This window comes from Streptomyces sp. NPDC023723 (assembly GCF_040639815.1).
Lineage (GTDB): Bacteria > Actinomycetota > Actinomycetes > Streptomycetales > Streptomycetaceae > Streptomyces.
Window position 1 is genome coordinate 35,250 of record NZ_JBFAAP010000028.1, and the last position, 26,642, is coordinate 61,891.

The window sequence follows — 26,642 nt, forward strand, 5'->3', positions numbered from 1 at the left end:
GCACGTCTCACTCACTCGTACCGATCAACGTGCGCAGGGCCGGCACGCCGGCCCCGCCGGCGATCAGCCCGGCCAGGGCGGCGCCCGCGGTGGGAGTGCCGCCGAGGAAGGTGAGGCCGCCGACGACCAGGCCGATCAGAGCCGCCGCGACGAGCACGACGGCGGTGTGCAGGGTCAGGAACGGGGTGGGTGCCGGGGGCGTGGCGGGCGGGTGCCCGCAGCGTCGGTCCGTCATCCGGGCTCTCCGCACTCGTGCAGGGTGACCGTCGCCAGTCCGGTGTCCGTGATGTTGCCGCGGTTGTCCTTGGCCAGGACGGAGACGCTCAACGGGACCGTACGCGAGGGCCTGGGCCCGGTCCGGTAGGCGGGTACGTCGAACCGGACGGCGTCGCCGTCGGCCACTCCGTCGTTGGAGAAGAACGTCCCGTCGGAGGGGTGCCGGACGACCAGGAAGACGCGGGCGACTCCGGAGGGGTCCCAGGCACCGACCCGCACGCTGTAGGTCGTGGGTGTCCCGGCCGGCCCGCAGGTCTCCATGATCACGTCGCCGCTGCCGAGGACCTGCTGGCCGACCGCGTCGGTGGCCGGCCCGGCGAGCCAGACGGTGGGGCCGGTGGTGTCCTGCGGCTCTTCGGTGACACCGCCGCCACTCCCGCCACCGGGGTCGCCGGGGTCGCCGGGATCGCCAGGGTTCTCGGAGTCACCGGGGTCGGAGTCACCGGGGTCGGGATCGCCAGGGCCCTCGGGATCGCCAGGGCTCTCGGAGTCACCGGAGTCACCGGGGTCACCGGAGCCGCTGGGGTTTTCGCCCGCCGGGCCGGAGTCCTCGCCGCCGTCCGGCGCGTCGTCCTCGCCCGACCGGTGGCCGTCCCGGGGGCCCTTCCCGTCGCCGGTGCCGCCGGGGGTCCGCTGCTCTCCGGACGGTCCGTCGTCGCCGCCTTCCCGCCCGCCGTCGGCCTCGGCCGTCGTCGCGGGACCGCTCAGCGCGTCCGGCCTGGGCAGGGCCTCCGGCCAGGGCAGCCCGCTCAGGTCCGCCGGCTGTGCGCGCAGGGCCACCACGGCGAGTCCGGCGACGGCACACGCGCCGATCGTCTTCGCCAGCCGGTGGGACCGCCGGGACGGGGACACCGCCCGGACACCTTCGGGGGACCGTCCCCGCCGGGGCCGGGCCGCCCTGACCGACCGCGTCGCGGGTTCCCGGGCCAGTTCGTCGCAGACGGCGCGCATCCGGTCTCGTAGCTCCGCGGAGGGCACCAGGAGGACGACGGGGATCTTCGACCACTTCTTGCGGCGGCCCGCGCAGGCGTCCTCGGCGTCGCAGTCGCTCAGGTGGGCGGCCACCTTGGCGCGCAGCAGCGGCCGGATCAGTACCTCCGCCGTCCCCAGGCACACGGCACCGGCGAGGAGACGGCGTGCCTGCTTGTCGGCGGCCAGGATGTTCCGCAGTTCCGCGCAGTCCGGCAGCTCCGGCGCCGACAACAGGTGCAGGACCAGCATGGCCTCCTGCGCCCGCGTCCGGGCCCGCCTGCGCCGGGTGCCGTAGGTGTCCTCGGAGAGGCCGTGTTCCGCCGCCAGCTCCCGCGTCGGCGTGCCGCTGTCCTGCTCGGTCCACAGCTCGTCGAGCAGTCGCTGGTCCCGCTCGGAGAGGAACCGCTTGGTGTCGTTCAGCGTTTGCAAGGCCATCAGCAGCTCCCCGGGCGCCTGCTCCGCCTGAGCGGCCGTCCCCGCCCGTACGGACAGCAGCACGGGGTCGGTCGGCCTTTCGCGCTCCGCCCTGCGGACGGCGGCGAGCGCCCGGTACCTGACGGCCGTCAGCAGCCATGCCTCCACACTGTCGATCTCCTGGCGGCCGGTCGCCAGGGCGGAGAAGGCGTCCGCGACGGCGTCTTCGATCAGGTGCCATCGCCCTCCGACGTATTTCGCCGCCTGGCGGCGCAGTACTCCCTCGAACCGCGCCATCAGCAGTCCGCAGGCCGCGTTGTCGCCCCTGCGCGTGCAGGCGACGAGGACACGTGCCGCCTCGTGGCGCTCCTCGGCCGTCCCGCCGTCCGGCCCGACGCGGAGCTGCCGGGCCATCCGGTCCCGCACCTCCTTGTCCCCCCTGCAGTACCGCTCGACCAGACGCTGTTCGGCAGCCTTCATGGCCCTCACCGCTCGCTTCCCCGCCCTTCGGCGGTCCCGCGCGCGTCGCCTCCGACGCGCTGTCCGCGAAGTAGTCGCGCCGGCGGCCGTTCTCCCGACACTTTCCGGAGAAGTCGACGAAGATCTTTTCCGCCCCCGTCCCCCCGCCCCCGCCCCTCCCGCTCATCCATCATGGCGACCGGACCACCGGCCCGTCATGACTTCCCGTAACGCGGCCCTCACCGCGCGTGGCGGAAGGTGGCGCGGCGATGCCCGGGGACACGTGTGGCCCCGGACCACTCGGGTCCGGGGCCACACGGGAAGACGACGAAGCGCTACGGCAACTGCGCCGCCCGCGCCTCCCGCCGGTTGTCACGGAAGTTGTTCACCCGCCGAGCCGTCGCGAACAGCGGAATCACCGCGCCCATGACCAGCTGCAACGCACAGCCCGTCTGGAGCAGCAGCTGCCCGCTCGGCGCGTCGAACGCCCACCCGGCCAGCAGCCCCATCGACAGCACGATCCACGACAGCATCGCCACCGCGAGACGCCCCCGCGGCTTCGGGTACTCAACCCGGCTCACCATCAGCCAGGCGGTCCCGACGATCGCCAGCACGGTCGCCACGAACGGCAGCTCGAGCAGCACGATCGACACGACGGTCAGCGCGCCGAACGGCGACGGCATGCCCTGGAACGTGCCGTCCTTCACCGTGACGCAGGAGAATCTCGCCAGCCGCAGCACCACCGCCAGCAGCACCACGATCGCCCCGACCGCCGCGAGGCGCTGGTGCGCGTCGTCCGCGACCATGCCGTAGACGAGGACGAAGTAGGCCGGCGCCAGGCCGAAGCTGATCAGGTCGGAAAGGTTGTCCAGCTCCGCGCCCATCGGCGAGGACCGCAGCTTGCGCGCGACCAGGCCGTCGAAGAGGTCGAAGACCGCCGCGCAGAGCATGAGGATCACGGCGGTCGCGGCGCTGTGCCGCGCCATGCCGGTCTCCTGGCTGCCCTGGAGGTGCGGAATGAGGATGCCGGTGGTGGTGAAGTACACCGCCATGAACCCGCACGTGGCGTTGCCGAGGGTGAGGGTGTCCGCTATCGACAGACGGAGCGAGAGCGGCATCTCCTCCTCTTCGAACACCTCGTCGACCTCGTCGGCGGCCTCCGGCACCCAGCCGGCCTTGGTATCCGGATCAATCACGGTCAATGCGAGTCACCCCAGCCACGGTCTTCTGACCGACCTCGACCGCCACCTCCACACCCTCCGGCAGATAGAGGTCGACGCGCGAGCCGAACCGGATCAGGCCGATCCGCTCGCCCTGCTCGACCTTGGTGCCCTGCGGCACGTAGGGGACGATGCGACGGGCCACCGCGCCGGCGATCTGGATCATCTCGATGTCGCCGAGCTCGGTGTCGAAGTGCCAGACGACGCGCTCGTTGTTCTCGCTCTCCTTGTTGAAAGCGGGGACGAAACCGCCGGGCACGTGCTCGACCGAGGTCACCGCGCCGGCCAGCGGGGCGCGGTTCACGTGCACGTTGAGCGGGCTCATGAAGATGGCGACGCGGGTCCGGCCGTCCTTCCACGGCATGATGCTCTGCACCACGCCGTCGGCGGGCGAGATGACCCGGCCCGGGGCGATCTCGCGCTCGGGGTCGCGGAAGAACCACAGCATCCCCGCCGCGAGCGCGGTGGCGGGGACGGCGACGGCCTTGGCGGCACCCGAGCGGCGGGCGCGCAGCAGGCTGACGGCCGCGGTCGCGACGGTCGGCAGGAGCCACGGCGATGCTCCGCGCGCGAGGCGTACGCCGGCGAGGCGGTCGCTGGGTGCAGAGGTTTGGCTGTGGGGCATGGATGACCTTCGTAGCGGATGATGCCGCGCTTCGGAAACGGGGGACGGCGGCTTTCTCGCGATCGTAGCGGGTACGTGCCACAACTGGGTAAGCCAGGAAGTGGAGTCGAAGGCCGAGACACGCCTACGGGGTGTGATCTTCTTCTCCAAGAAAACACCCCGTATCCGGACATCTAGCCCTGGAATCGATATTCCTCAAGCAGCCTGCGGCCGATGATCATTTTCTGGATCTCGGCGGTCCCTTCACCGATCAGCAGCATCGGCGCCTCGCGGTAGAGACGCTCGATCTCGTACTCCTTGGAGAAGCCGTACCCGCCGTGGATCCTGAAGGCGTCCTCCACGACCTCCTTGCAGTACTCGGACGCGAGGTACTTGGCCATCCCCGCTTCCAGGTCGTTTCGTTCGCCGGAGTCCTTTTTGCGTGCAGCGTTCACCATCATCGCATGCGCGGCCTCCACCTTGGTAGCCATCTCGGCCAGCTTGAACTGGATGGCCTGATGCTGGGCGATCTGCTTGCCGAAGGTGTGCCGCTGCTGGGCGTAGCCGATGCCGAGTTCGAAGGCGCGCTGGGCGACGCCGCAGCCGCGGGCCGCCACGTTGACGCGGCCCACCTCGACACCGTCCATCATTTGGTAAAAACCTCGGCCGGTGCTGCCGCCGAGCACCCGATCGGCCGGAATGCGCAGTCCGTCCATGATCAGCTCGGTGGTGTCGACGCCCTTGTAGCCCATCTTGTCGATCTTCCCGGGGATGGTCAGCCCGGGGCGGACCTCGCCGAACCCGGGTTCCTTCTCCACCAGGAACGTGGTCATCGACTTGTGCGGGGCGGTCCCCTCCGGGTGACCCTCCTCACTGCGGACGAGCACGGCCACCAGGGACGACGTACCGCCGTTGGTCAGCCACATCTTCTGGCCGGTCAGGACGTACTCGTCGCCCTCCCGCACCGCCTTGGAGGTGATCGCCGACACGTCCGAGCCGAGGGCCGGCTCCGACATCGAGAACGCGCCGCGGATGTCACCGGCGGCCATCCGGGGCAGGAAGTGGTCCTTCTGCTCCTGGGTGCCGTGCTGCTTGAGCATGTACGCCACGATGAAGTGCGTGTTGATGATGCCGGACACCGACATCCAGCCGCGGGCGATCTCCTCGACGCACAGCGCGTACGTCAGCAGGGACTCGCCCAGGCCGCCGTACTCCTCGGGGATCATCAGGCCGAACAGGCCCAGTTCGCGCAGGCCGTCGACGATGGCCTGCGGGTACTCGTCGCGGTGCTCCAGCTCGGTGGCGACCGGGAGGATCTCCTTGTCGACGAAGTCCCGGACGGTGGACAGGATCTCCTGCTGGACGTCGGTCAGACCGGCCGTCCGGGCGAGTCGCGCCATTACCTCTTCCCCTGTTCCCTCGGCTCGGGGCGGCCCGGCTGTTCTCCGCCGCGTTCCTTGATGTACGTCTCGGTGGGCACCATCACCTTGCGGCGGAACACGCACACCAGCGTGCCGTCCTGCTTGTGGCCCCTGGTCTCCACGTGCACGATCCCGCGGTCGTCCTTGGACCGGGACGGCCACTTGTCCAGCACGGTGGTCTCGCCGTAGACCGTGTCGCCGTGGAAGGTGGGCGCCACGTGCTTGAGCGACTCGATCTCCAGGTTGGCGATCGCCTTGCCGGAGACGTCCGGGACGGACATGCCGAGCAGCAGGGAGTAGATGTAGTTGCCGACCACCACGTTCTTGCCGAAGTCGGTCGTGGACTCGGCGTAGTTGGCGTCCAGGTGCAGCGGATGGTGGTTCATGGTGAGGAGGCAGAAGAGGTGGTCGTCGTATTCGGTCACCGTCTTGCCTGGCCAGTGCTTGTAGACCGCGCCGACCTCGAACTCCTCGTAGGTGCGTCCGAACCGCATCGCCTCAGCCCTCCGGGATCTCGAACTTCGAGGTGCGCCGCAGGCCCGCCGCCCGGCCCTTGCCCGAGACGACCAGTGCCATCTTGCGGCTGGCCTCGTCGATCATCTCGTCGCCGAGCATCGCCGAGCCCTTCTTGCCGCCCGCCTCGGACGTGCAGTAGTCGTACGCGTCCAGGATCAGCTCGGCGTGGTCGTAGTCCTCCTGGGACGGCGAGAAGACCTCGTTGGCCGCCTCCACCTGGCCCGGGTGCAGCACCCACTTGCCGTCGAAGCCGAGAGCGGCGGCGCGGCCGGCCACCGCGCGGAAGCCGTCCACGTTCTTGATCTGCAGGTAGGGGCCGTCGATCGCCTGGAGGTCGTTGGCGCGCGCGGCCATCAGGATCTTCATCAGGATGTAGTGGTAGGCGTCCGCGTCGTAGCCGGGCGGCTGCTCGCCCACCACCAGGGACTTCATGTTGATGGACGCCATGAAGTCGGCCGGGCCGAAGATGATCGTCTCGATGCGCGGGGACGCCTCGGCGATCGCGTTGACGTTGTTCAGGCCGCGCGCGTTCTCGATCTGCGCCTCGATGCCGATCCGGCCCACCTCGAAGCCCATCGTCTTCTCGATCTGGGTGAGGAGCAGGTCGAGGGCGACGATCTGCTGGGCGTCCTGGACCTTCGGCAGCATGATGCAGTCCAGGTTCGGGCCCGCGCCCTCGACGACCGTGGCGACGTCCCGGTACGTCCACTCGGTGGTCCAGTCGTTGACCCGCACCACCCGCGTCTTGCCGGTCCAGTCGCCCTCGTTGAGGAACTTGACGATGGTGTGCCGGGCCTCCGGCTTGGCCAGCGGCGCGCAGGCGTCCTCCAGGTCCAGGAAGACCTGGTCGGCGGAGAGGCCCTGGGCCTTCTCCAGGAAGCGCGGGTTCGAGCCCGGTACCGCCAGGCAGGAGCGCCGGGGGCGGAGACGGTCGACGGTCGTCATGCGGGGACCTCCAGGGGGTCGAGCTTGTTCGCGTGCCGGATCTCGTCCACGATCCGGCCGATGATGCCGGTGATGTCGAAGTCCTTCGGGGTGAAGACCGCGGCCACTCCGGCGTCCCGCAGCGCCGCGGCGTCACTGCTGGGGATGATGCCACCGGCAATCACCGGGATATCTGTGGCACCGGCCACACGCAGCCGTTCCAGCACGTCCGGGACGAGCCGCGCGTGCGAACCGGACAGGATCGACAGGCCGACCGCGTGCACGTCCTCGGCGAGCGCGGCGTCCACGATCTGCTCGGGCGTCAGCCGGATGCCCTGGTAGACCACCTCGAAGCCGGCGTCCCGGGCGCGTACGGCGATCTGCTCGGCCCCGTTGGAATGCCCGTCCAGACCGGGCTTGCCGACCAGGAAGCGCAGCTTGCCGACGCCGAGGTCGCGGGCGGTCGCCTCGACCCTGCCGCGGACCTGCGCGAGCGCCGAGCCCGCCTCGGCGGCCACCGCGACCGGCGCCGCCGACACGCCCGTCGGCGCCCGGAACTCGCCGAACACCTCACGCAGCGCCCCGGCCCACTCGCCGGTGGTGACCCCGCAGCGGGCGCACTCCAGGGTGGCCTCCATCAGGTTGCCGGTGCCGCGCGCCGCCTCCTTCAGCCGGTCCAGCGCCGAACTGCACCGCGGATGGTTGAACGGCGGCTGCCACCGGGTCTCCCGCCAGTGCCGCAGGGCGGTGACGACCCGGTCCTCCACCGCCGGGTCGACGGTGTGGATCGCGGTGTCCAGGTCGGCGGTGAGCGGACTGGGCTCGGTGGACTCGAAGGCGTTGACCCCGATGATCTTCTCCTGGCCCGACTCGATCCGGGCCCGGCGCTCCGCGTGCGAGGCCACCAGCCGCGACTTCAGATAACCGGACTCGACGGCGGCCATCGCGCCGCCCATCTCCTCGATCCGCTCCATCTCGGCGCCGGCCTGCTCGACCAGCTCGGACACCTTCGCCTCGACCACCTTCGAGCCCTCGAACAGGTCGCCGTACTCCAGCAGGTCGCTCTCGTACGCCAGCACCTGCTGGATGCGCAGCGACCACTGCTGGTCCCAGGGCCGGGGCAGGCCGAGCGCCTCGTTCCAGGCGGGCAGCTGCACGGCCCGCGCGCGGGCGTCCTTGGACAGGGTGACGGCCAGCATCTCCAGCACGATCCGCTGGACGTTGTTCTCCGGCTGCGCCTCGGTCAGCCCGAGCGAGTTGACCTGGACGCCGTAGCGGAAGCGGCGCTGCCTTGGGTCCTCGATGCCGTACCGCTCACGGGTGATCCGGTCCCAGATGCGGCTGAAGGCGCGCATCTTGCACATCTCCTCGACGAAGCGGACGCCCGCGTTGACGAAGAAGGAGATCCGGCCGACCACGTCCCCCATCCGCTCCCGCGGCACCTGGCCGCTGTCCCGCACGGCGTCCAGCACGGCGATCGCGGTGGACATCGCGAACGCGATCTCCTGCACCGGCGTGGCGCCCGCCTCCTGGAGGTGGTAGCTGCAGATGTTGATCGGGTTCCACCGGGGCAGGTGGGTGACCGTGTAGGCGATCAGGTCGGTGGTCAGGCGCAGGGAGGGCCCCGGGGGGAAGACATGCGTGCCCCGGGACAGGTACTCCTTGACGATGTCGTTCTGGGTGGTGCCGCTGAGCCTGGTGAGGTCGGCGCCCTGCTCCTCGGCGACGACCTGGTAGAGCGCCAGCAGCCACATGGCCGTGGCGTTGATGGTCATCGAGGTGTTCATCTGCTCCAGCGGGATGTCCTGCAGCAGCCGGCGCATGTCCCCGAGGTGCGCGACCGGCACCCCGACCCGGCCGACCTCGCCGCGGGCCAGCACGTGGTCGGCGTCGTAGCCGGTCTGGGTCGGCAGGTCGAACGCCACCGACAGACCGGTCTGGCCCTTGGCGAGGTTGCGCCGGTACAGCTCGTTGGACGCCTCGGCGGTCGAGTGGCCGGCGTACGTGCGCATCAGCCACGGCCGGTCCTTCTGACGCTCGCTCATCTACGTACCCTCAGATGTTCCGGAAGCGGTTGATGGCGTCGGCGTGCTCGGCGCGCTTCTCCGCGTCGCGCACCCCGAGCCCCTCCTCGGGGGCCAGGCAGAGCACTCCGACCTTGCCCTGGTGGAGGTTGCGGTGCACGTCGTACGCCGCCTGGCCGGTCTCCTGGAGGGGGTACACCTTGGAGAGGGTGGGGTGGATCTTCCCCTTGGCGATCAGCCGGTTGGCCTCCCACGCCTCGCGGTAGTTGGCGAAGTGGGAACCGACGATCCGCTTCAGTGACATCCACAGGTAGCGGTTGTCGTAGGCGTGGTCGTAGCCGGAGGTCGAGGCGCAGGTGACGATGGTGCCGCCCTTGCGGGTGACGTAGACGGAGGCGCCGAAGGTCTCCCGGCCGGGGTGCTCGAACACGATGTCGACGTCCTCGCCGCCGGTCAGTTCCCGGATGCGCTTGCCGAACCGCTTCCACTCCCGGGGGTCCTGGGTGTGCTCGTCCTTCCAGAACCGGTAGTCCTCGGCCGAGCGGTCGATGATCAGCTCGGCGCCCATCCGGCGGCAGATCTCCGCCTTCTTCGCGCTGGAGACCACACAGATCGGGGTGGCGCCGCCGGCCAGCGCGAACTGCGTGGCGTACGAGCCGAGTCCGCCGCTGGCGCCCCAGACCAGCACGTTGTCGCCCTGCTTCATCTGGGCGCCGTTGCGCGAGACGAGCTGGCGGTACGCGGTCGAGTTGACCAGCCCGGGCGCCGCGGCCTCCTCCCAGCTGAGGTGGTCCGGCTTGGGCATCAGCTGGTTGGACTTGACGAGGGCGATCTCGGCGAGTCCGCCGAAGTTGGTCTCGAAGCCCCAGATCCGCTGCTCCGGGTCGAGCATCGTGTCGTTGTGCCCGTCGCTCGACTCCAGCTCCACGCTCAGGCAGTGCGCGACGACCTCGTCACCGGGCTTCCAGGAGTTGACGCCGGGTCCGGTGCGCAGCACGACGCCCGCGAGGTCGGAGCCGATGACGTGGTACGGCAGGTCGTGCCGGCGGGTCAGTTCGCTGAGCCGGCCGTAGCGCTCCAGGAAGCCGAAGGTGGACAGCGGCTCGAAGATCGAGGTCCACACCGAGTTGTAGTTGACCGAGGAGGCCATCACGGCCACCAGGGCCTCGCCCGGGCCCAGTTCGGGCACCGGCACCTCGTCCAGGTGGATCGACTTGCGCGGGTCCTTGTCGCGGGTGGCCAGGCCCGCGAACATCTCGGTCTCGTCCTTGTGCACGGTGATCGCGCGGTACGACTCGGGGAGCGGCAGAGCGGCGAAGTCGGCGGGGGTCGCCTCGGGGGACTGGATCGCGTCCAGGATGTCCTTCACGGTCACGGTGTTGCCTCCGGCGGTGCGGTGCTGCTGCTGAGGGTCGGAAGGGTGCCTGTGACGCAGGCGTCCGGGACGCGGGGACGACGGCCCCGCGGGGACTGCCCGGACCACTTCAACGTATGGCACCCCGTGTCACCTCGCAAGGCACTGGGTGCCAGAAAATGGACTCAGATGAAATCTTTACGTAACAGATGAGCGATGATCGATCAGAACGTGGTATGGGTACGCGAAAGGCGGCCACCCCCAACAGGGGTGGCCGCCTTTCGCGTCAGCGGTCAGCGGTCAGTGGTTAGTGATCAGCGTTCCTTGAGTGCCTGCTCGATGGCGCGCATGACCTCGTCCAGCGGGGCGTCGGTGCGGGCGACGGTCACCAGCACCTCGCCCTCGGAGGAGGCGGTCGCCGCGGGCGGGACGGTGCGGCCGGCGCCGATGCCGGTGCCGAAGGTCTTGCGGACGATGGCGAAGGCGTGGTCGAGCTGGGCCTCCAGGTCGCCCTGCCCGGCCGCCCGCAGCCAGCGGCGCAGCACGTGGTTGTGGGCGGTGACCACGGCGGACGCGGCGACCTCGGCGAGCAGCGGGTCGTCGTTGGCGTCGTCGGCGTGCACGTGCTCGTCGAAGTGGCCCAGCAGATAGCGGGTGAACAGCCGCTCGTAGCGGGCCACCGAGGCGATCTCCGCCTCGCGCAGGGTGGGCACCTCGCGGGTCAGCTTGTAGCGGGCCACCGAGATGTCCGGGTGGGCCGCGTACATCTTCATGACTTCCTTGATGCCGCGGCACACCGTGTCCAGCGGGTGCTCGTGCGCGGGGGCGGCGTTGAGCACCGCCTCGGCCCGGACCAGGGTGTCGTCGTGGTCGGGGAAGATCGCCTCCTCCTTGGACCGGAAGTGCCGGAAGAAGGTGCGGCGGGCGACCCCGGCCGCGGCCGCGATCTCGTCGACGGTGGTGGCCTCGTACCCCTTCGTCGCGAACAGTTCCATCGCGGCGGCCGCCAGTTCCCGGCGCATTTTCAGCCGCTGGGCGGCGGCTCGGCCGCCGGCGGCGGTCTCCGGCGCGTCGGACGCGGCTGGGGTACGTGTGGACTTGGCGGGCTGGGACATGAACATGAACGTACTGCATGTGCCCAGCTCGCCGCGCACGGCCGGGGTTCCCCGGACGGGGGAACCCCGGCCGGGGCCGGCCCCGGTCAGCGGGCGTACTCGCGGAAACCGCGGCCCGTCTTGCGGCCGAGGCAGCCCGCGGCCACCAGGTGCTCGAGGAGCGGCGCCGGCGCCAGCCCCGGGTCGCGGAACTCGCGGTGCAGCACCTTCTCGATGGCCAGCGAGACGTCCAGACCCACCACGTCCAGCAGCTCGAAGGGGCCCATCGGATAGCCGCCGCCGAGCTTCATCGCCGCGTCGATGTCGTCGAGGGTCGCGTAGTGCTCCTGCACCATCTTGACCGCGTTGTTCAGGTACGGGAACAGCAGCGCGTTCACGATGAACCCGGCCCGGTCGCCGCAGTCCACGGGGTGCTTGCGGACCTTGGCGCACACCTGGCGGACGGTGGCGTGCACATCGTCGGCGGTCAGCACCGTCCGCACCACCTCGACCAGCTTCATGGCCGGCGCCGGGTTGAAGAAGTGCATGCCGATCACGTCCTGCGGGCGCGAGGTGGCGCGGGCGCAGGCGACGACCGGCAGCGAGGAGGTGGTGGTGGCGAGCACCGCGCCGGGCTTGCAGACCTTGTCCAGGGTGGCGAACAGCTGCCGCTTGACCTCCAGGTCCTCGGCGACCGCCTCCACCGCCAGGTCGACGTCGGCGAAGTCGTCGTAGCCGCCGGTGGGCGTGATCAGGTCCAGGGTGCGCGCGGCGGCCTCGGCGGTCAGCCGACCCTTGTCGACGGACCGGGCCAGCGACTTGCCGATCCGGGCCCGGGCGGCCGCGGCCTTCTCCGCGCTGCGGGCGGCGAGCACCACCTCGTATCCGGCCTTCGCGAACACCTCGGCGATCCCGGACGCCATCGTGCCCGAACCGGCCACGCCCACCGCGCGCACCGGCCGGCCGGCGGCCCGGGTGGCGCTCTCGCCCGGGGTGAGCGGGTCGGGGACGACGACGGTGCCGCCCGGACCGTCGTAGGTGTAGAAGCCGCGGCCCGTCTTGCGGCCGGTCAGGCCCGCCTCGCTGAGCTGGCGCAGGATCGGGGCGGGGGCGTGCAGCCGGTCGCGGGAGGCGGTGTACATGGCCTCCAGGACGGTGCGCGCGGTGTCGATGCCGATCAGGTCGAGCAGGGCCAGCGGGCCCATCGGCAGGCCGCAGCCCAGCCGCATCGCCGCGTCGATGTCCTCGCGGGAGGCGTAGCGCGCCTCGTACATCGCCGCCGCCTGGTTGAGGTAGCCGAACAGCAGGCCGTCGGCGACGAAACCGGGCCGGTCGCCGACCGCCACCGGCTCCTTGCCGAGGTCCAGCGCGAGGTCGGTGACGGCCGCGACGGCGCCCGGCGCGGTGAGCACCGAGGAGACGATCTCGACCAGCTTCATCGCCGGGGCCGGGTTGAAGAAGTGCAGGCCGAGCACGCGCTCGGGGTGCGCGGAGTCGGCGGCCAGCCGGGTCACCGACAGCGCGTTGGTGCCGGTGGCCAGGATCGTGCCGGGCCGCACGATGCCGTCCAGTTCCCGGAAGATCCGCTGCTTGACCTCGTACGACTCCGGCGCCACCTCGATCACCAGGTCGGCGTCGGCCGCGGCCCGCGGGTCGGTGGCGACGCGGAACCGGGCGAGGGCGTCCGCGCGCTCCCGCTCGGTCAGCCGGCCGCGGGCCACGGACCGGGCGGTGGAGGTCTCCAGCGCGGCGACGGCCCTGGCGGCCTGCGCCTCGCTGATGTCGATGCCGACGACTTCGCGGCCGGCCCGGACCAGCACGTCGGTGATGCCGGTGCCCATGGTGCCGAGGCCGATCACGGCGACGGCCCGGAGCGGGGACGGGGGAGTGGCGGAGCGGGGAGTGGCCATCGCGGGACTCCAGGAAGGTGACGACGGAAACGCGCCCGGCACGCCGGACGGCGTACGGGGGCGTACGGGAGAGGTGCGGGCGTGCGGAGTGCGCGGCACGGGCGCGGAGGCGTCCATACCGAGGCACTGAGTGCCACCGGGCTCACTGGCGGGTACGCCCGGCGGACCGACCGGCCCTGTCCCCGGGCCGAGTCGCACTGCTCCCACGGCGGCCGCGTCACCAGACCACCGAGAGACGAACACGAGTGGGTCACTCGCTCGTCTGAGCTTAACTTGCGGGTAACGAGCGCGCCAGACCTCCGGGTTGGTGATCCACGTCCCATCCCGCCGAGGACCCCTCTAGCCTCGGTGCCATGGACGAAGAGTTGCGTACGCTCACGGAGCGCTTACGGGCGGAGTCGGGGGGCTCGCCGGCGTTCGGCCGGCTGGTGGCGGCCGGCGACCACGACGAACTGGCCGAGGTGCTCACCGGACCCGGGCAGCCGCTGTGGGCCCGGGAGCTGGCCGCGTTCCGGCTGGGCGTGGCCGGCGACCGGCGGGCCTTCGAGGCGCTCGTACTGCTGCTCAACCACCGCGACCCGCCGCGCTGTGCCAGTGCCGCGTACGCCCTCGCCCGGCTCGGCGACCCCCGCACCGCCCGCGCCGCCGCCGCGCTCGCCACCAACGAGCTGCGCGTCGCCTACGCCCTGCACCCGGTCCGGCTGCTGACCGAGCTGCACGCCCCCGAGTCCGTGCCCGCCCTGATCACCACCCTGCGCCGCCGGCTGCGCCCGCACGACCCGTACCGCCGGGTGGCACTCGCCTGCGTCGAGGGCCTCGGCACCCTCGGCGACCCCCGGGCCGCCCCGGTCCTCAACGCGGCCCTGGCCCACCCGGCACTGGCGGAGGCGGCGGTACGGGCGTTGAAACGGTTGCCTTCCTGACGGGGCCCGCCCGTCGGCTGGTTGGCCTCCGCGTACCGCACCTGCGGCAGTGGAGGGAGGTCATGGCGCCACGACCGCCAGCGCCTCGATCTCCATCAGGAACTCCGGGCGGACCAGTGCGGCGACCTGGACGGCGGACGAGGCCGGCAGGCGGGTGTCGGGCAGGTGGGCGGCGCGGGCCTCGCGGATGGCCGGCAGGTGGGCCATGTCCGTGACGAAGTAGGTCAGTTTCAGCACGTCGTCGAAGCCGGCGCCGGCGGCGGCCAGGCAGCGGCGCAGGTTCTCGAAGACCTGGCGGGCCTGGGCCCCTGGGTCGCCCGCGCCGACGATCCGGCCGGCCTCGTCCAGCGGCAGCTGGCCGGAGACGGCCACGAGCCGGCCCGTGGCCGTCACCACATGGCTGTACTGGGCCGCGGGGAAGACACCAGCGGGGGCGGGGATCCTGGTCGGCTCGCTCATGCGTCCATCATGGACCAGGGGTCTGACAACAGCCCCCCGCCCCCGGGCCGTCCAGGGTGTTCAGCGTCGGAAGCCCAGCAGTCCGTGCAGTGTCGCGCCCCGTGCGGAGGACGCCGCCGCCTTCGACGTCAGCGGCTCCGGGTCGGGCAGTGCCGGGCAGACCGCGTCGGCCTCGCCGCCCGCGCCGCGCGGCACCGTCCCGTCGGCCAGGTACGCGGCGAGGTGCGCGTCGAGGCAGGCGTTGCCGCTCAGCGTGATGCCGTGGTTGCCGCCGCCGTCCTCGACGACCAGGCGGGAGCCGCGCAGCAGCCGGTGGGCGGTGACGGCGCCCGCGTAGGGGGTGGCGGCGTCGCCGGTGGCCTGGAACAGCAGCGTCGGCGGCAGTTCGGCGTTGGCCACGTCCACCGGCCGCGACGAACCGGCCGGCCAGAACGCGCACGGCGCGTTGTACCAGGCGTTGTTCCAGGTCATGAACGGCGCCTTCGCGTGCACCTGCCAGTTGTCCGCGCGCCACTTCGCCCAGTCCCGCGGCCACTTCGCGTCGCGGCACTGCACCGAGGTGTAGACGCTGTACCCGTTGTCGCCCTCGGCGTCCACGGCGCCGAAGTCCTCGTACGCCTCGACCAGCGGACCGGCGTCCCCGCCGTGGACGTAGGCCGCGAACGCCTGCGCCAGATACGGCCAGTAGCCGTTGAAGTAGCCGCCCGGCAGATAGGTGTCCTCCAGTTCGGCGGCGCCCACCGTGCCGCCGGCCGGCCGCTTCGCCAGCGCCGCCCGCATCGCGTACCACGCGGTCTCGACCCGCTCCGGATCGGTGCCCAGCCGGTACGTGGTGTCGTGCTCGGCGACCCAGGCGAGGAACGCGCGGTGCCGGTCGTTGAAGGCGAGGTCCTGGCGGAGGTTGGCGTCGTACCAGACGTCGTCGGGGTCGACCACCGAGTCCAGCACCAGGCGGCGCACCCGGTCCGGGTGCAGCCGGGCGTAGACCGCGCCGAGGTAGGTGCCGTACGAGTAGCCGAAGTAGCTCAGGCGCCGCGCGCCCAGCGCCGCGCGGACCGCGTCGAGGTCGTGCGCGGCGCTCACCGTGTCGAGATGCGGCAGTACGCGCGCGTACTTCCTGCCGCAGGCGGCGGCGAAGGACTTCGCGCGGGCGAGGTTGGCCCGCTCCACCGCCGGCGTGGCCGGCAGCGAGTCGGGCCGCACCGGGTCGAAGTGGCCCGGCCGGCAGTCCAGGGCGGGCTCACTGGCGCCCACCCCGCGCGGGTCGAAGCCGATGACGTCGTACTGCGCGGCCACCTTCTTCGGCAGCGTGGCCGCGACGAAGCCGGCCAGCGTCAGTCCGCTGCCGCCGGGGCCGCCGGGATTGACCAGCAGCGGGCCCTGATACCCGCGCGCGGTGTGCGGGACGCGGGAGAGCGCCAGGGTGATCCGCTCGCCGCGCGGACGGGTGTGGTCCAGCGGCACCGACAGGGACGCGCACTGGAGCGTCGGGTGGCCGGCCGTGCCGCACTTCCTCCAGTCCAGCTCCGGTGCGGGGGCGGCCGTCGCGGCGGGGGCCGCGGTCAGGGCGCCGGCCAGCAGCGCGGCGGTGGCGCACAGCACGGCTGCGCGATGACTCATGGGGTCCTCCGGGAGACGGAGCGGCGGTGGAGCGCGAAAGCCGCGATCCTCGCCGCATCGTCCCGGAGAGCACTCCCGAAAGAACATGTTCTGTCAATAGTTGACCCAATTGGGTCGCTTATTGCCCTCCAGTGCCCTCCAGTGATCTCGGGTGATCTCGGAGCGAGAGCTCACAGCAGGGTGAGCTGGGTCGGCCCGGGTGGTACCGGAGTGGCCGGTTGCGCGAGCTGTCGGGAGGCTCCCGCGCGGGCCGGTCCGATGCCGTACTCCCGGGCCAGGTCGTGCACCTGCCGGGTGATCCGGCGCTGGTACCACTTCGGGGCGTAGGCGCCCTCCGCGTACAGCCGCTCGTAGCGGCGCACCAGGTGCGGGTGGAGCCGCCCGAGCCAGGCCATGAACCACTCCCGGGCGCCGGGCCGCAGATGCAGCACCAGGGGCGTCACGGAGGTCGCCCCGGCCGCCGCGATCGCCCGGACCGTCGCCCGCAGTTGGCCGGGGTCGTCGCCGAGGAACGGGACCACCGGCGCCATCAGCACCCCGCAGCCGATGCCGCGCGCCCCGAGCGCCCGTACGACGTCCAGGCGCCGCTGCGGCGCGGGCGTGCCCGGCTCCACGGTGCGCCACAGCTCCGGGTCGGTGAAGCCCACCGAGACCGAGATGCCCACGTCCGTCACCCGGGCGGCCCGCTCCAGCCGGTCCAGGTCGCGCAGGATCAGCGTGCCCTTGGTGAGGATCGAGAACGGGTTGGCGCGCTCGGTCAGCGCGTCGATGATGCCCGGCATCAGCCGGTAGCGGCCCTCCGCCCGCTGGTAGCAGTCGACGTTGGTGCCCATCGCGATGTGCTCGCCCCGCCAGGAGGGCGAGGACAGGGCGCGGCGCAGCAGTTCGGGCGCGTTCACCTTCACCACGATCTGGCTGTCGAAACCCAGGCCGGTGTCGAGGTCCAGATAGCTGTGCGTCTTGCGCGCGAAGCAGTAGACGCACGCGTGCGTGCAGCCCCGGTAGGGGTTCACCGTCCATTCGAACGGCATTCGGGAGGCCCCCGGCACCCGGTTCACGATCGAGCGGGCCCGCACCTCGTGGAAGGTGATCCCCCGGAATTCCGGCGCCTCGAAGGTGCGGGTGGTGACCGCGTCCGCGTCGAACAGCGCGGCGTCCGCCGCCCGGCCATGACCGGGCTCGGAGAGGTTCTCCCAGCGCATGGTGCCTCCTCGGTAGTGCAGGAGCACAGAATAGAACATACGTTCCCTTGATCGTGTGGTCCGAGGTCCGGGCGGTCGCCCCGGGCCGTCAAACGCCCTTCGATTTGGTGGCCGGGCGGCGGGGTGGTTGGCTTGCCCCGACCCCTCAGCACCAGGCCCTGGAGGAACCCGATGGCGCAGGTCGAGGCCACCACCGAGCGGATCGTCGCCGCCGACGCGGAGACGGTGTTCGACGCGCTCGCCGACTACAGCGGCACCCGCGCGAAACTGCTGCCCGAGCAGTTCAGCGAGTACGAGGTCCGCGAGGGCGGTGACGGCGAGGGCACCCTCGTGCACTGGAAGCTCCAGGCCACCAGCAAGCGGATCCGCGACTGCCTGCTGGAGGTCACCGAGCCCTCCGACGGCGAACTGGTCGAGAAGGACCGCAACTCCTCGATGGTCACCACCTGGCGGGTCACCCCGTCCGGCGAGGGCCGCTCACGCGTCGTCGTCACCACGGTGTGGAACGGCGCGGGCGGCATCGGCGGCTTCTTCGAGAAGACCTTCGCCCCCAAGGGCCTGGCCCGGATCTACGACGCGGAGCTCGCCAAGCTCGCCGCCGAGGTGGAGAAGTAGCCAAGAGCCGCGCGTGCGGCGGCCGTTGGCGGCCGCCTCACCGGTTCGAGTGATCTGCGCGCGGCCGCGCCGGACGCCGTAACCCCTTGCATGTGTTCGCAGTTGTCGCCTGAGCGGAAATGGTGCGCTCAGGCGACGAATTGCGACTAAGGGGAGCGGTACGTGGGCGGGATCACTCTGGTGCAGGACGAGCCGGCCGTCGTCGCGCCCCCCGACCCTCCCGGGCCGCCCGCCCCGCCACCGGCCGCCGCGCTCAGCCCGCGCCGGGTCCGGCTGGTCTTCATCGGCCTGATGCTCGCGCTGCTGCTCGCCGCGCTGGAGCAGATGATCGTCGCCACCGCGCTCCCGAAGATCGTCGGTGAGCTGCACGGCCTGGACAAGATGTCCTGGGCGATCACCGCCTACCTGCTCACCTCCACCGTGGGCCTGCCCATCTACGGCAAGCTCGGCGACCTCTTCGGCCGCAAGGGCGTCTTCCAGTTCGCCATCCTGGTCTTCGTCGTCGGCTCGGCGCTGGCCGGCCGGGCCCAGACCATGGACCAGCTGATCGCCTACCGCGCGGTGCAGGGCGTCGGTGCGGGCGGCCTGATGATCGGCGTGCAGGCGATCATCGCGGACATCGTGCCGCCCCGCGAGCGCGCCCGGTTCATGGGCCTGATCGGCGCCGCCTTCGGCCTCGCCTCGGTCGCCGGACCGCTGCTCGGCGGCTACTTCACCGACCACCTCTCCTGGCGCTGGTGCTTCTACATCAACGTCCCCTTCGGCCTGCTCACCATGGCTGTCGTCGCCGTCGTCCTGAAACTGCCCAAGCCGCGCGTCCGGGCCCGGCTCGACGTCCTCGGCGCGCTGCTGCTGGCCGCCGCCTCCACCTGCGTGGTGCTGCTGACCAGCTGGGGCGGGATCGAGTACGACTGGGACTCCGAGGTCATCCTCGGGCTCGGCGCGGGGGCGCTCGCGGCCACCCTGCTCTTCCTGGCCGCCGAGCGGTTCGCCGCCGAACCCCTCATCCCGCTGCGGCTGTTCCGCGACTCCGTCTTCAACGTCACCGGCCTGGTCGGGCTGGTGGTGGGCGTCGCCCTGTTCGGCGCCGCCAGCTATCTGCCGACCTTCCTCCAGATGGTCGACGGCGCCTCCGCCACCGAGTCCGGGCTGCTGATGCTGCCGATGATGGGCGGCATCGTCGGCGCCTCGGTCGTCTCCGGACAGCTGATCAGCCGTACCGGGCACTACCGGATCCACCCGATCCTCGGCGGCGCCCTCTCCGTCGTCGGCATGTGGCTGCTCTCCCGCCTCGACACGGACACGCCCCGGCTCCAGTACAGCGTCTGGATGTTCGTCCTCGGCGCCGGCATCGGCATGGTGATGCCGGTCCTGGTGCTCGCCGTGCAGAACTCCGTGCGCCCCGCCGACCTGGGCACCGCCACCAGCGCCAACAACTACTTCCGGCAGATCGGCGGCAGCGTCGGCGCGGCGGTCTTCGGGACGCTGTTCGCGGGCCGGCTCACCGACGCCCTCGCCGAGCGGCTGCCGGCCGGAGCCGGGCTGCCCGACGCCGACGCCATCACCCCGCAACTCGTCCACTCGCTGCCGCCCGCGCTGCGCGACGCCTACATCCAGGCGTACGCCGACGCCATGCCGCGGATCTTCCTGTACCTCGTGCCGGTGCTCGTCCTCGGCCTGTTCCTCGCCTTCTTCCTCAAGGAGAAACCGCTCGTGTCCCACCACACGCCCGTGACCGAGACGGAGACCGCACCGCCCCCCGCCGCGGTCCCGCCCACCGTCCCCCACCCCTCGGGCGGGGGGAACCCCACCCCGCACCGCTCGCCCTACCCCGGCGGCGTCCCGGTCTGCGGCACGGTGCAGCACCCCGACGGCACCGTCGTGCCCCGCGCGGCGCTCACCCTCATCGACGCCGCCGGGCAGCAGATCGGGCGCGGCGCCAGCGGCGGCGACGGACGGTACGCGCTGGCCACCCCCGGCACCGGGTCCTACGTCCTGATCGCCGCGGCCGGCGGCCACCAGCCGCAGGCCGTCTCCGTCACCGTCGGCGAGCGCCCGGTCGAACTCGACGTCGTCCTCGGCGGCGCCGGACGCCTCGCGGGCGCGGTCACCACCGCCGACGGCACCCCGGTGCGGGACGCCATGGTCACCCTCACCAACGTGCACGGCGAGGTGGTCGCCTCGACCCGCAGCGGCCGCGAGGGCGGCTACGTCATCACCGAACTGGTCGCCGGCGAATACACCCTGGCCGGCAGCGCCCCGGCCTTTCGCCCGGCCGCGCTGCCGGTCACCGTCCAGGCGTCCCGGGAGACCCGGCAGGACATCGAACTCGCGGGCGGCGCCGTGCTCAAGGGCACCGTCCGGGCCGGCGGCGGACGGCCCGTCGAGGACGCCCGGGTGACCCTGCTGGACGCCGCCGGGAACGTCGTCGACACGCTCACCACCGGCGCCGACGGCACCTTCCGGTTCGTCGACCTGTCGTCCGGCGAGTACACCGTCATCGCCGCCGGTTACCCGCCGGTCGCCACCGTGCTCCAGGTGGCCGGCGGCGGCCGTACCGAACGCGACCTCCAGCTCGGCCACGAGGACTGAGCCGACCGTGCCGTGCCACCGGCGCGCGGGGCGCGCGCCGGTGCTTTTCCGCGCCGCCGATTTCCGGTTCCCCGCACATCGCGCAAGGCCGCGGCTCTACGGTGGTGAGGGCGGCACAGATCTTGCCGAGCCGCGGGGAGAGAGGGCCTGACGCCATGGACCGTGGCACCGAGCAGCCCGCGCCCGGCCGGATCCCGCTGGCCGTGGCCGTGGTGGACCGGGACGGACTGGTCTCCCACTGGAGCCGGGGCGCGCGGCGACTGTTCACGCTCCCGAAGGACGCGGCCATCGGCCGCCCGGCCCTCGACCTGCTGCCCGTCTCCGGCGCCCTGCCCGAGACGGACGACCCCTTCCCGCTCGGCTCCTACGACTCCCTGGGCCCCGACCTGGAGTCCGCCGCCCTCGGCGGACGGCTGTCCTACCCGTCCTGCGGCCGGGCCCGGCTCACCGTCCCCGAGCAGGGCCGCATCGACATCCTGTGGTGGGCGTACCCCCTGGTGGGCCCCGGGCCGGAGCGGCTGCTGGTGCTCGCCGCCGACGCGGGCGCGCTGCGGCGGGCGGACGGCGGCGCGGCGACCGCGGCGGAGCGGATCGCCCCCGGCTTCGCGCTGCACACCGACTTCCCCGGCGCCGACGAACTGGCCCGCCGCCTCCCCGAGATCCTGCCCAGCATGAGCGTCGGCGAGGGCGCCCGCATCGTCGCCCAGATCCTCGAACTCGGCTACCCAGTCCTGGAGTTCAGCCAGGACCACCGGGTGCCCGTCACGCCCGACTGGGGGGTGTCCCGGCGGGCCGTGCGGCAGCGGACCGCCCGGCCGCCGTCCCCCGGCCAGCCACCGCCGGCCGGGGAACCGCCGGACGACACGCAGGACCTGGAGTACGCCGCCGTCCGCGAGCGCCTGGAGTTCCTCAACGACGTCAGCGGCCGGATCGGCACCTCCCTGGACCTCGCCGAGACCATCGTCGAGGTCAGCCGGGCCGTCGTGCCCCGCTTCACCGACGTCGCCGGCACCTATCTGCGCGAACAGGTCGTGGCCGGCGAGGGCTTCCCCGACGGCGTGCCCGACACCACCACCATGTGGCACCGGGTCGCCCTCGAACACACCGACGAACCGGGCCGCTGGGACGACGTGGTACCGGTCGGCGAGGCGATGCCCTTCCCGGCGCACACCCCCTTCTTCCAGTGCATGACGTCCGGCGAACCCGTCCTCGTGCCCCGCATCACCGAGGAGATGGGCCACGCCATCGCCTCGCAGTTCGAGAAACGGGACATCCGGCCGCTGATCACAGGCCGCTCCATGCTGGTCGTCCCGCTCAAGGCCCGGCAGGTCGTCCTCGGCTTCATGATCCTGCTGCGCCACCCCGACCGCACCGTCTTCAACGACATGGACCGGGTCACCGGCGCCGAACTCGCCGCCCGGGCCGGCCTGGTGCTGGACAACGCGCGCATGTACACCCACCAGGAGAACGTCGCCGAGACACTCCAGGACAGCATGCTGCCGCACATCCCGGCCCGTATGTCGGGCTGCGACATCGCCACCCGCTACCTGCCCGGCACCCTGCTCGGCCGGGTCGGCGGCGACTGGTTCGACGCGGTCAAGCTGCCCGGCGCCCGCACCGCGCTGGTGGTCGGCGACGTCATGGGCCACGGCCTCAACTCCGCCGCCATGATGGGCCAGTTGCGCACCGCCGTACAGACCATGGCGGGCCTCGACCTGCCGCCCGCGCAACTGCTGCGCGGCCTCGACGACCTCGCCCAGCGGCTCGGCGACACCTACCTCGCCACCTGCCTGTACGCCGTCTACGACCCGATCGCCGGCGAACTGCACCTCGCCAACGCCGGACACATCCCGCCCGTCCTGGTGCGCGCCGCGGACGGCCGCAGCGAGCTGATCGACCTGCCCACCGGGGCGCCGATCGGCGTCGGCGGGGTGGCCTTCGAGGCGGTCCGGGTGCCGGTGGCGAGCGGCGACCGGCTGGTGATGTGCACCGACGGACTGGTCGAGGTGCGCGGCGAGGACATCGGCGTCGGCCTGGCCACGCTCTGCGCCTCCGCCGCACACCCGGCCGCCGCCATGGACGACGCCTGCGACACCATCACCCGTGCCCTCGCCTCGCGCGGCGGCCGCAAGGACGACGTGGCGCTGCTGATGGCCCGGCTGAGCGGCATCGAGCCCGGCAACGTCGCCGAGTGGTGCCTGCAGCGCGAGGCGGGCGAGGTCCGCCGGGCCCGCGCGGCGGTCCGCGAACAGCTGCACGCCTGGGGACTGGCCCCGCTGGCGGAGACCGCCGCGCTGCTGGTCAGCGAACTGGTCACCAACGCCGTACGGCACGCCCACCGCCCCGTCGTCCTGCGGCTGGTGCACGGCGACACCCTGCTGTGCGAGGTGGACGACGACGATCACGAACTGCCGACCCTGCTGGACGCCGGCCCCGGCGACGAGGCCGGGCGCGGGCTGCTGGTGGTGAGCACCCTGGCCCGCGAATGGGGCACCAGCCGCACCGCGACCGGCAAGACCGTCCGGTGCGAGCTGACCCTGCCCCGTAACTCCCGGCGGTGAATGGGCCTGAAGGACCCGTGAAGGTCCGGACGGCCCGCTTGTGGCCCGCTCCGGTGCGCGGTAGACCGTACTGGTCCGTCACTCGGGACGGACCGGACCGTCGCACCCAGGGGAGTCGGGCATGAGCGTGACAAGACGGTACCGGGACGCCTGGGAGGGGTTCTGGCGCGAGGCACCCGACGCGCCGCACGCGGTGTTCTGGGACGCGGAACCGGCCCTGACCGCCGGCCGTCATCTCGCCCTCTTCGAACCGCATCTGACCGACCCCGGCCTGCCGATGGTGGACCTCGGCTGCGGCAACGGCACCCAGACCCGCTACCTCGCCGACCGCTTCGCGCACGTCGTCGGCGCCGACCTGTCCACCGCCGCGCTCGACCACGCCCGGCGCGCCGACCCGGCCGGGCAGGCCGCCTACCGGCAACTGGACGCGGCCGACAAGAGCGAGGTGCAGACGCTGCACGCCGAACTGGGCGACGTCAACGTCTATCTGCGCGGGGTGCTGCACCAGTGCGACCCCGACGACCGGCAGCCGCTGGCCGACGGACTCGCCGCCCTGCTCGGCACGCGCGGCCGGGCCTTCCTGGTCGAACCGTCCGAGGCGGCGGTCACCGTGCTGTCCGGGCTCGCCGAGGACGCCGGCGGACCGCCGCCCAAACTGGTGCCGGTGCTGCGGCACGGCATCGCGCCCGGCACCCTCGTCGACGACGCGGTGCATGAGCAGTTGCGGGCGGCCGGACTCGAGGTGCTCAGACACGGCGAACTGCCGCTGATCACCACGGAGTACCGGCCCGACGGCACCCGGATCGAACTGCCGTCGATCTGGCTGGTCGCCGGACGCGCGGGCTGAGCGTACGGTCCGGTCCCGCGCCGCCGGACGCGGCGCGGGACCGGACCGGGGCTCAGCGGTGCGCCGGGCGGGCCCGGCGGTACAGCGCCCAGCCGGTGACCGCCAGGGCGGCCGCGAGCGCGCCGGTCCACAGCACGGTGACGCCGGTGGCGGCGAGGCTGCCGCCCGCGGCGGAGGCGCCCGAGCCGGCCGAGCCGCCTGTGCCGCCCGAGGCGCCGCTGCCGTCCGGAGCGGCGGACGACGCGGACTGGGAAGGGGACGGGGCCGCAGGTGTTTCCGGGTCCGTGTCCGGGTCCGTGTCCACCGGGTCCTGGCCGGTGAAGCTGACCGGGACCTTCACGTCCTGGGAGCGGTCGCCGGAGCGGGTGTGGTCGGCGCGGGTGGTGAGCACACACGTGGCCTTGAGGCAGTCGGTGAACTCGTCCCGCGCGTCCACGGTCAGTTCGACCTCGAAGGACCCGTCCGTCCCGTACGGGTCCGCCAGGTCCTGCCCGTAGTCGGGCGGGTTCGACGAGATCCACGCCGAGGAGTGCGAACCGCCGGTCATGTCGACACCGCCGACGCACGGGGTGGGCAGCTCGCCCGCGCCGTTGTCGACGCACAGGGCCACGTAGATGCCCTTGTCCTCGTCGTAGCCGGTGCCGGTGACCTGCAGGGTCTGCTGCTCGGTGGCGAGGCCGTTGACCGGGCTGACGGTGAGTTTCTGGCCCTCGGGCCCGGTGACGGTCTTCGTGCCGGACGGCTCCCCGGGGTCCGTGGCCCCGCCGCCCCCGCTCTCCTCGGTCACCGTGAGAGTGACCGGTGAAGTACGGGTCGTCCCGGCCGAGTTGGTGAACTCGGCGCGGTACCGGTAGCCGTCGTGGGCGGCCCTGGCGGTGAACGCGTACGTGCCGGCCGTGGCGTTCTCGACGGCGGACCAGGTCTGGCCGCCGTCCGTGCTGACCTGCCAGCGCACCGTGGGCTCCGGGGCGCCCTCGGCGGCCGCGACGAAGGCCACCTCGTCGCCCGGCGCCACGGTCCGGTCGGTGGGGCTCTGGATCACCTTCGGGGACATCCGGCGGTCCAGCTTGGTGACGGTCGCCTCGGCCGGGCTGGTCACGTACACCGCCGTGCCGCCGGGGGCCACCGCGACCGCGGCCTGTCCCAGCTGGCCCTGATTGCCGGGCAGGGCGGTGGGCCGTGCCGCCTCCTGGAAGGTCGCGGTGTCGTACACCGCCAGCGAGCCGTCGTTGTCGCCGCCGTCACCGGTGTCGCCGCTGTCCTGCCAGGCGACGAAGGCCCGGCCGGTGGCGGAGTCGAAGGCGACGGCCGCCGCCCGGTCCTCGCCCTCGATGGTGGTCAGCGGCGTGGCGTTCTTGTCGTACACGCGGACGGTGTTCCCGCTGCCCACCCAGACGTTGCCGGTGCCCGGGTCGGGGGTGACGAACCAGAGGGTGTCGGTGGGGAGTTCGGCGGTGGCGGTCACCGTGAAGGAGCCGGTGTCGACGCGGCTGAGCCCGCCGCCCGCGACACCGGTCCAGGCCAGGCCGCGGGCGGTGTCCACACCGAGCGCGGTGCCGCCGCCCGCGACGGTGAGCGTCCGGTCGGCGGCGCCGGTGGCGGTGTCGATCTCGGAGAGGGTGCCGCCCTGCTGGACGAGGACGGTGGACGCCTTCGTACCCGGGCCGGTGCCGGTCACGGTGGCGCCGGTCAGCCACACGCCCTGGGCGCTCTCGTCACCGTCCTTCGCGGTGCCGATGCCGCGCAGCGGGTAGTGGAAGACCACGCCGTCGCCGGCCAGCGGCGCGGCGATCCGGGAGACCCGGCGGCCGGCCAGGGTGCCGGTGGAGCCGGGCGCCTGGCTGATGTGGTCGCGGACCGTGCCGTCGGCGGCGTCAAGGACGTACAGGCCCTGCTCGTTGACGTCCGCCGTGTCGGCGATGTTGTCGGCGCCGACGTAGAGCTTGCCGGAGTCCGGGTGCAGCAGCAGGTCCAGCGGCTTGCCGGCGGTGGTGAAGCGGGCGGCCTGCGCGTAGCCGACGGTGCCCGGCGGTACGTCCACGCCGTCGCCGCCGTCGTCCCCGCCGCCGGTGTCCTGGCCGGTGAAGGTGATGGGGACCCGGACGTCCTGGGAGCGGTCGCCGCTGCCCCGGTGGTCGACGCGGGTGACGACCGAGCAGGTGACCTTCAGGCAGTCCAGACCGCTGTCCTTGGCGGTCAGTTCGAGCCGGACGTCGAAGGTGCCGCCCGCGCCCCAGGGCTGGGCGAGATCGCCCGCGTAGGGGTCGTCGGCGGGCACGATCCACTTCGAGGCGCTGCCGCCGCCGGTCACGTCGGCGCCGCCCAGGCAGGGGGACGGGACGCGGTTGTCGCCGTTGTCCTTGCACAGGGCGACGTAGATGCCCTTGGTGGCGTCGTAGCCGGAGCCGGTGACGCGGACCGTCTCGCCGGCCGGGTCCAGGTCCGCGCTGGCCGAGACGGTGAGTTTCTGGCCGTCCGGGCCGAGCCCGGTGCGCGGGGTGTCGGCGGCCCGCGCGGCCGGGCCGGCCGCGACGGAGGCGAGCACCAGCCCGGCGGCGCCGAGGAGCGCCGCCGGGCGGCTGCGCCGGCCCGTTGTGTCAACTGCCATGGTTGTCCTCAAGGCTGGCTGGTCAGC

Annotated in this window: 20 protein-coding genes; 5 read left to right on the forward strand and 15 right to left on the reverse strand. The window is 72.4% G+C overall.

Annotated features, from left to right (window positions below):
• Positions 1-7: 7 nt before the first annotated feature.
• The 11 genes from AB0G32_RS25700 to AB0G32_RS25750 all read right to left on the reverse strand — a co-directional run bounded on the left by AB0G32_RS25700 (position 8) and on the right by AB0G32_RS25750 (position 13,188).
• Positions 8-235, reverse strand: coding sequence for a hypothetical protein (locus AB0G32_RS25700; RefSeq protein ID WP_361167718.1), 228 nt, complete (start codon positions 233-235; stop codon positions 8-10).
• On the reverse strand, positions 232-2,142 hold the full coding sequence (locus AB0G32_RS25705; protein WP_361167721.1) for a hypothetical protein: 1,911 nt from the start codon (positions 2,140-2,142) through the stop codon (positions 232-234). The genes AB0G32_RS25700 and AB0G32_RS25705 overlap by 4 nt, the downstream gene beginning before the upstream one ends.
• A gap of 314 nt (positions 2,143-2,456) precedes the next feature.
• Positions 2,457-3,239 (reverse strand): CDP-diacylglycerol--serine O-phosphatidyltransferase, encoded by a 783-nt coding sequence (gene pssA, locus AB0G32_RS25710; RefSeq protein WP_189418541.1) that lies wholly within the window; start codon positions 3,237-3,239, stop codon positions 2,457-2,459.
• Positions 3,240-3,309: 70 nt separating this feature from the next.
• Positions 3,310-3,966, reverse strand: a complete 657-nt coding sequence (locus AB0G32_RS25715) for a phosphatidylserine decarboxylase (RefSeq protein ID WP_361167724.1) — start codon at positions 3,964-3,966, stop codon at positions 3,310-3,312.
• Positions 3,967-4,139: 173 nt separating this feature from the next.
• Complete coding sequence (locus AB0G32_RS25720) at positions 4,140-5,345, reverse strand: acyl-CoA dehydrogenase family protein (RefSeq protein WP_361167727.1); 1,206 nt, start codon at positions 5,343-5,345, stop codon at positions 4,140-4,142.
• On the reverse strand, positions 5,345-5,860 hold the full coding sequence (locus tag AB0G32_RS25725) for a MaoC family dehydratase (RefSeq protein WP_361167730.1): 516 nt from the start codon (positions 5,858-5,860) through the stop codon (positions 5,345-5,347). The genes AB0G32_RS25720 and AB0G32_RS25725 overlap by 1 nt, the downstream gene beginning before the upstream one ends.
• Before the next feature lie 4 nt (positions 5,861-5,864).
• Positions 5,865-6,827 carry a CoA ester lyase gene (locus tag AB0G32_RS25730; protein WP_361167733.1) on the reverse strand — a complete coding sequence of 321 codons (963 nt, stop codon included), beginning with the start codon at positions 6,825-6,827 and terminating at the stop codon, positions 5,865-5,867.
• The gene (locus AB0G32_RS25735; protein WP_361167736.1) at positions 6,824-8,851 is read right to left on the reverse strand and encodes a protein meaA; all 2,028 of its coding nucleotides are present in this window, start codon (positions 8,849-8,851) and stop codon (positions 6,824-6,826) included. Before AB0G32_RS25735 ends, AB0G32_RS25730 begins: the two co-directional genes overlap by 4 nt.
• A 10-nt stretch (positions 8,852-8,861) precedes the next feature.
• A complete protein-coding gene (ccrA, locus tag AB0G32_RS25740; RefSeq protein ID WP_361167898.1) occupies positions 8,862-10,199 on the reverse strand; it encodes a crotonyl-CoA carboxylase/reductase in 1,338 nt (445 codons plus the stop codon).
• Positions 10,200-10,498: 299 nt separating this feature from the next.
• On the reverse strand, positions 10,499-11,299 hold the full coding sequence (locus AB0G32_RS25745) for a TetR family transcriptional regulator (RefSeq protein WP_361167739.1): 801 nt from the start codon (positions 11,297-11,299) through the stop codon (positions 10,499-10,501).
• An 86-nt stretch (positions 11,300-11,385) separates the two neighbouring features.
• The gene (locus AB0G32_RS25750) at positions 11,386-13,188 is read right to left on the reverse strand and encodes a 3-hydroxyacyl-CoA dehydrogenase family protein (RefSeq protein ID WP_361167742.1); all 1,803 of its coding nucleotides are present in this window, start codon (positions 13,186-13,188) and stop codon (positions 11,386-11,388) included.
• Positions 13,189-13,541: 353 nt separating this feature from the next.
• On the opposite strand from AB0G32_RS25750, the gene AB0G32_RS25755 reads away from it, so the two are divergent.
• Complete coding sequence (locus AB0G32_RS25755; RefSeq protein WP_361167745.1) at positions 13,542-14,111, forward strand: adenylosuccinate lyase; 570 nt, start codon at positions 13,542-13,544, stop codon at positions 14,109-14,111.
• 60 nt (positions 14,112-14,171) lie between these two features.
• Here the strand turns inward: AB0G32_RS25755 and AB0G32_RS25760 are convergent, their stop codons facing one another.
• The 3 genes from AB0G32_RS25760 to AB0G32_RS25770 all read right to left on the reverse strand — a co-directional run bounded on the left by AB0G32_RS25760 (position 14,172) and on the right by AB0G32_RS25770 (position 17,392).
• The gene (locus AB0G32_RS25760) at positions 14,172-14,570 is read right to left on the reverse strand and encodes a RidA family protein (protein ID WP_361167748.1); all 399 of its coding nucleotides are present in this window, start codon (positions 14,568-14,570) and stop codon (positions 14,172-14,174) included.
• A 60-nt stretch (positions 14,571-14,630) separates the two neighbouring features.
• Positions 14,631-16,190, reverse strand: a complete 1,560-nt coding sequence (locus AB0G32_RS25765; RefSeq protein ID WP_361167751.1) for an alpha/beta hydrolase — start codon at positions 16,188-16,190, stop codon at positions 14,631-14,633.
• Positions 16,191-16,360: 170 nt separating this feature from the next.
• Positions 16,361-17,392, reverse strand: a complete 1,032-nt coding sequence (locus AB0G32_RS25770) for an Rv2578c family radical SAM protein (protein WP_361167753.1) — start codon at positions 17,390-17,392, stop codon at positions 16,361-16,363.
• A gap of 171 nt (positions 17,393-17,563) precedes the next feature.
• Between AB0G32_RS25770 and AB0G32_RS25775 the strand changes: the two genes are divergently transcribed.
• The 4 genes from AB0G32_RS25775 to AB0G32_RS25790 all read left to right on the forward strand — a co-directional run bounded on the left by AB0G32_RS25775 (position 17,564) and on the right by AB0G32_RS25790 (position 24,007).
• The gene (locus AB0G32_RS25775; protein ID WP_361167755.1) at positions 17,564-18,007 is read left to right on the forward strand and encodes an SRPBCC family protein; all 444 of its coding nucleotides are present in this window, start codon (positions 17,564-17,566) and stop codon (positions 18,005-18,007) included.
• A 162-nt stretch (positions 18,008-18,169) separates the two neighbouring features.
• Entirely contained in the window at positions 18,170-20,599 is a 2,430-nt protein-coding gene (locus AB0G32_RS25780; RefSeq protein ID WP_361167758.1) for an MFS transporter, read from the forward strand.
• A gap of 155 nt (positions 20,600-20,754) precedes the next feature.
• Positions 20,755-23,160 (forward strand): SpoIIE family protein phosphatase, encoded by a 2,406-nt coding sequence (locus AB0G32_RS25785; RefSeq protein WP_361167761.1) that lies wholly within the window; start codon positions 20,755-20,757, stop codon positions 23,158-23,160.
• 121 nt (positions 23,161-23,281) lie between these two features.
• Positions 23,282-24,007: a class I SAM-dependent methyltransferase gene (locus AB0G32_RS25790; protein ID WP_361167764.1), complete on the forward strand. Its 726-nt coding sequence runs from the start codon at positions 23,282-23,284 to the stop codon at positions 24,005-24,007.
• A gap of 52 nt (positions 24,008-24,059) precedes the next feature.
• On the opposite strand, the gene AB0G32_RS25795 is transcribed toward AB0G32_RS25790, so the two are convergent.
• The gene (locus AB0G32_RS25795) at positions 24,060-26,615 is read right to left on the reverse strand and encodes an immunoglobulin I-set domain protein (RefSeq protein WP_361167767.1); all 2,556 of its coding nucleotides are present in this window, start codon (positions 26,613-26,615) and stop codon (positions 24,060-24,062) included.
• Between the last annotated feature and the right edge of the window lie 27 nt (positions 26,616-26,642).

Bases quoted from the DNA above. Each gene is read 5' to 3' on its own strand.
- AB0G32_RS25700 (WP_361167718.1), bottom strand. From the start codon at position 235: ATGACGGACCGACGCTGCGGGCACCCGCCCGCCACGCCCCCGGCACCC.
- AB0G32_RS25705 (WP_361167721.1), bottom strand. From the start codon at position 2,142: ATGAAGGCTGCCGAACAGCGTCTGGTCGAGCGGTACTGCAGGGGGGAC.
- pssA (WP_189418541.1), bottom strand. From the start codon at position 3,239: ATGCCGCTCTCGCTCCGTCTGTCGATAGCGGACACCCTCACCCTCGGC.
- AB0G32_RS25715 (WP_361167724.1), bottom strand. From the start codon at position 3,966: ATGCCCCACAGCCAAACCTCTGCACCCAGCGACCGCCTCGCCGGCGTA.
- AB0G32_RS25720 (WP_361167727.1), bottom strand. From the start codon at position 5,345: ATGGCGCGACTCGCCCGGACGGCCGGTCTGACCGACGTCCAGCAGGAG.
- AB0G32_RS25725 (WP_361167730.1), bottom strand. From the start codon at position 5,860: ATGCGGTTCGGACGCACCTACGAGGAGTTCGAGGTCGGCGCGGTCTAC.
- AB0G32_RS25730 (WP_361167733.1), bottom strand. From the start codon at position 6,827: ATGACGACCGTCGACCGTCTCCGCCCCCGGCGCTCCTGCCTGGCGGTA.
- AB0G32_RS25735 (WP_361167736.1), bottom strand. From the start codon at position 8,851: ATGAGCGAGCGTCAGAAGGACCGGCCGTGGCTGATGCGCACGTACGCC.
- AB0G32_RS25745 (WP_361167739.1), bottom strand. From the start codon at position 11,299: ATGTCCCAGCCCGCCAAGTCCACACGTACCCCAGCCGCGTCCGACGCG.
- AB0G32_RS25750 (WP_361167742.1), bottom strand. From the start codon at position 13,188: ATGGCCACTCCCCGCTCCGCCACTCCCCCGTCCCCGCTCCGGGCCGTC.
- AB0G32_RS25755 (WP_361167745.1), top strand. From the start codon at position 13,542: ATGGACGAAGAGTTGCGTACGCTCACGGAGCGCTTACGGGCGGAGTCG.
- AB0G32_RS25760 (WP_361167748.1), bottom strand. From the start codon at position 14,570: ATGAGCGAGCCGACCAGGATCCCCGCCCCCGCTGGTGTCTTCCCCGCG.
- AB0G32_RS25765 (WP_361167751.1), bottom strand. From the start codon at position 16,190: ATGAGTCATCGCGCAGCCGTGCTGTGCGCCACCGCCGCGCTGCTGGCC.
- AB0G32_RS25770 (WP_361167753.1), bottom strand. From the start codon at position 17,392: ATGCGCTGGGAGAACCTCTCCGAGCCCGGTCATGGCCGGGCGGCGGAC.
- AB0G32_RS25775 (WP_361167755.1), top strand. From the start codon at position 17,564: ATGGCGCAGGTCGAGGCCACCACCGAGCGGATCGTCGCCGCCGACGCG.
- AB0G32_RS25785 (WP_361167761.1), top strand. From the start codon at position 20,755: ATGGACCGTGGCACCGAGCAGCCCGCGCCCGGCCGGATCCCGCTGGCC.
- AB0G32_RS25790 (WP_361167764.1), top strand. From the start codon at position 23,282: ATGAGCGTGACAAGACGGTACCGGGACGCCTGGGAGGGGTTCTGGCGC.
- AB0G32_RS25795 (WP_361167767.1), bottom strand. From the start codon at position 26,615: ATGGCAGTTGACACAACGGGCCGGCGCAGCCGCCCGGCGGCGCTCCTC.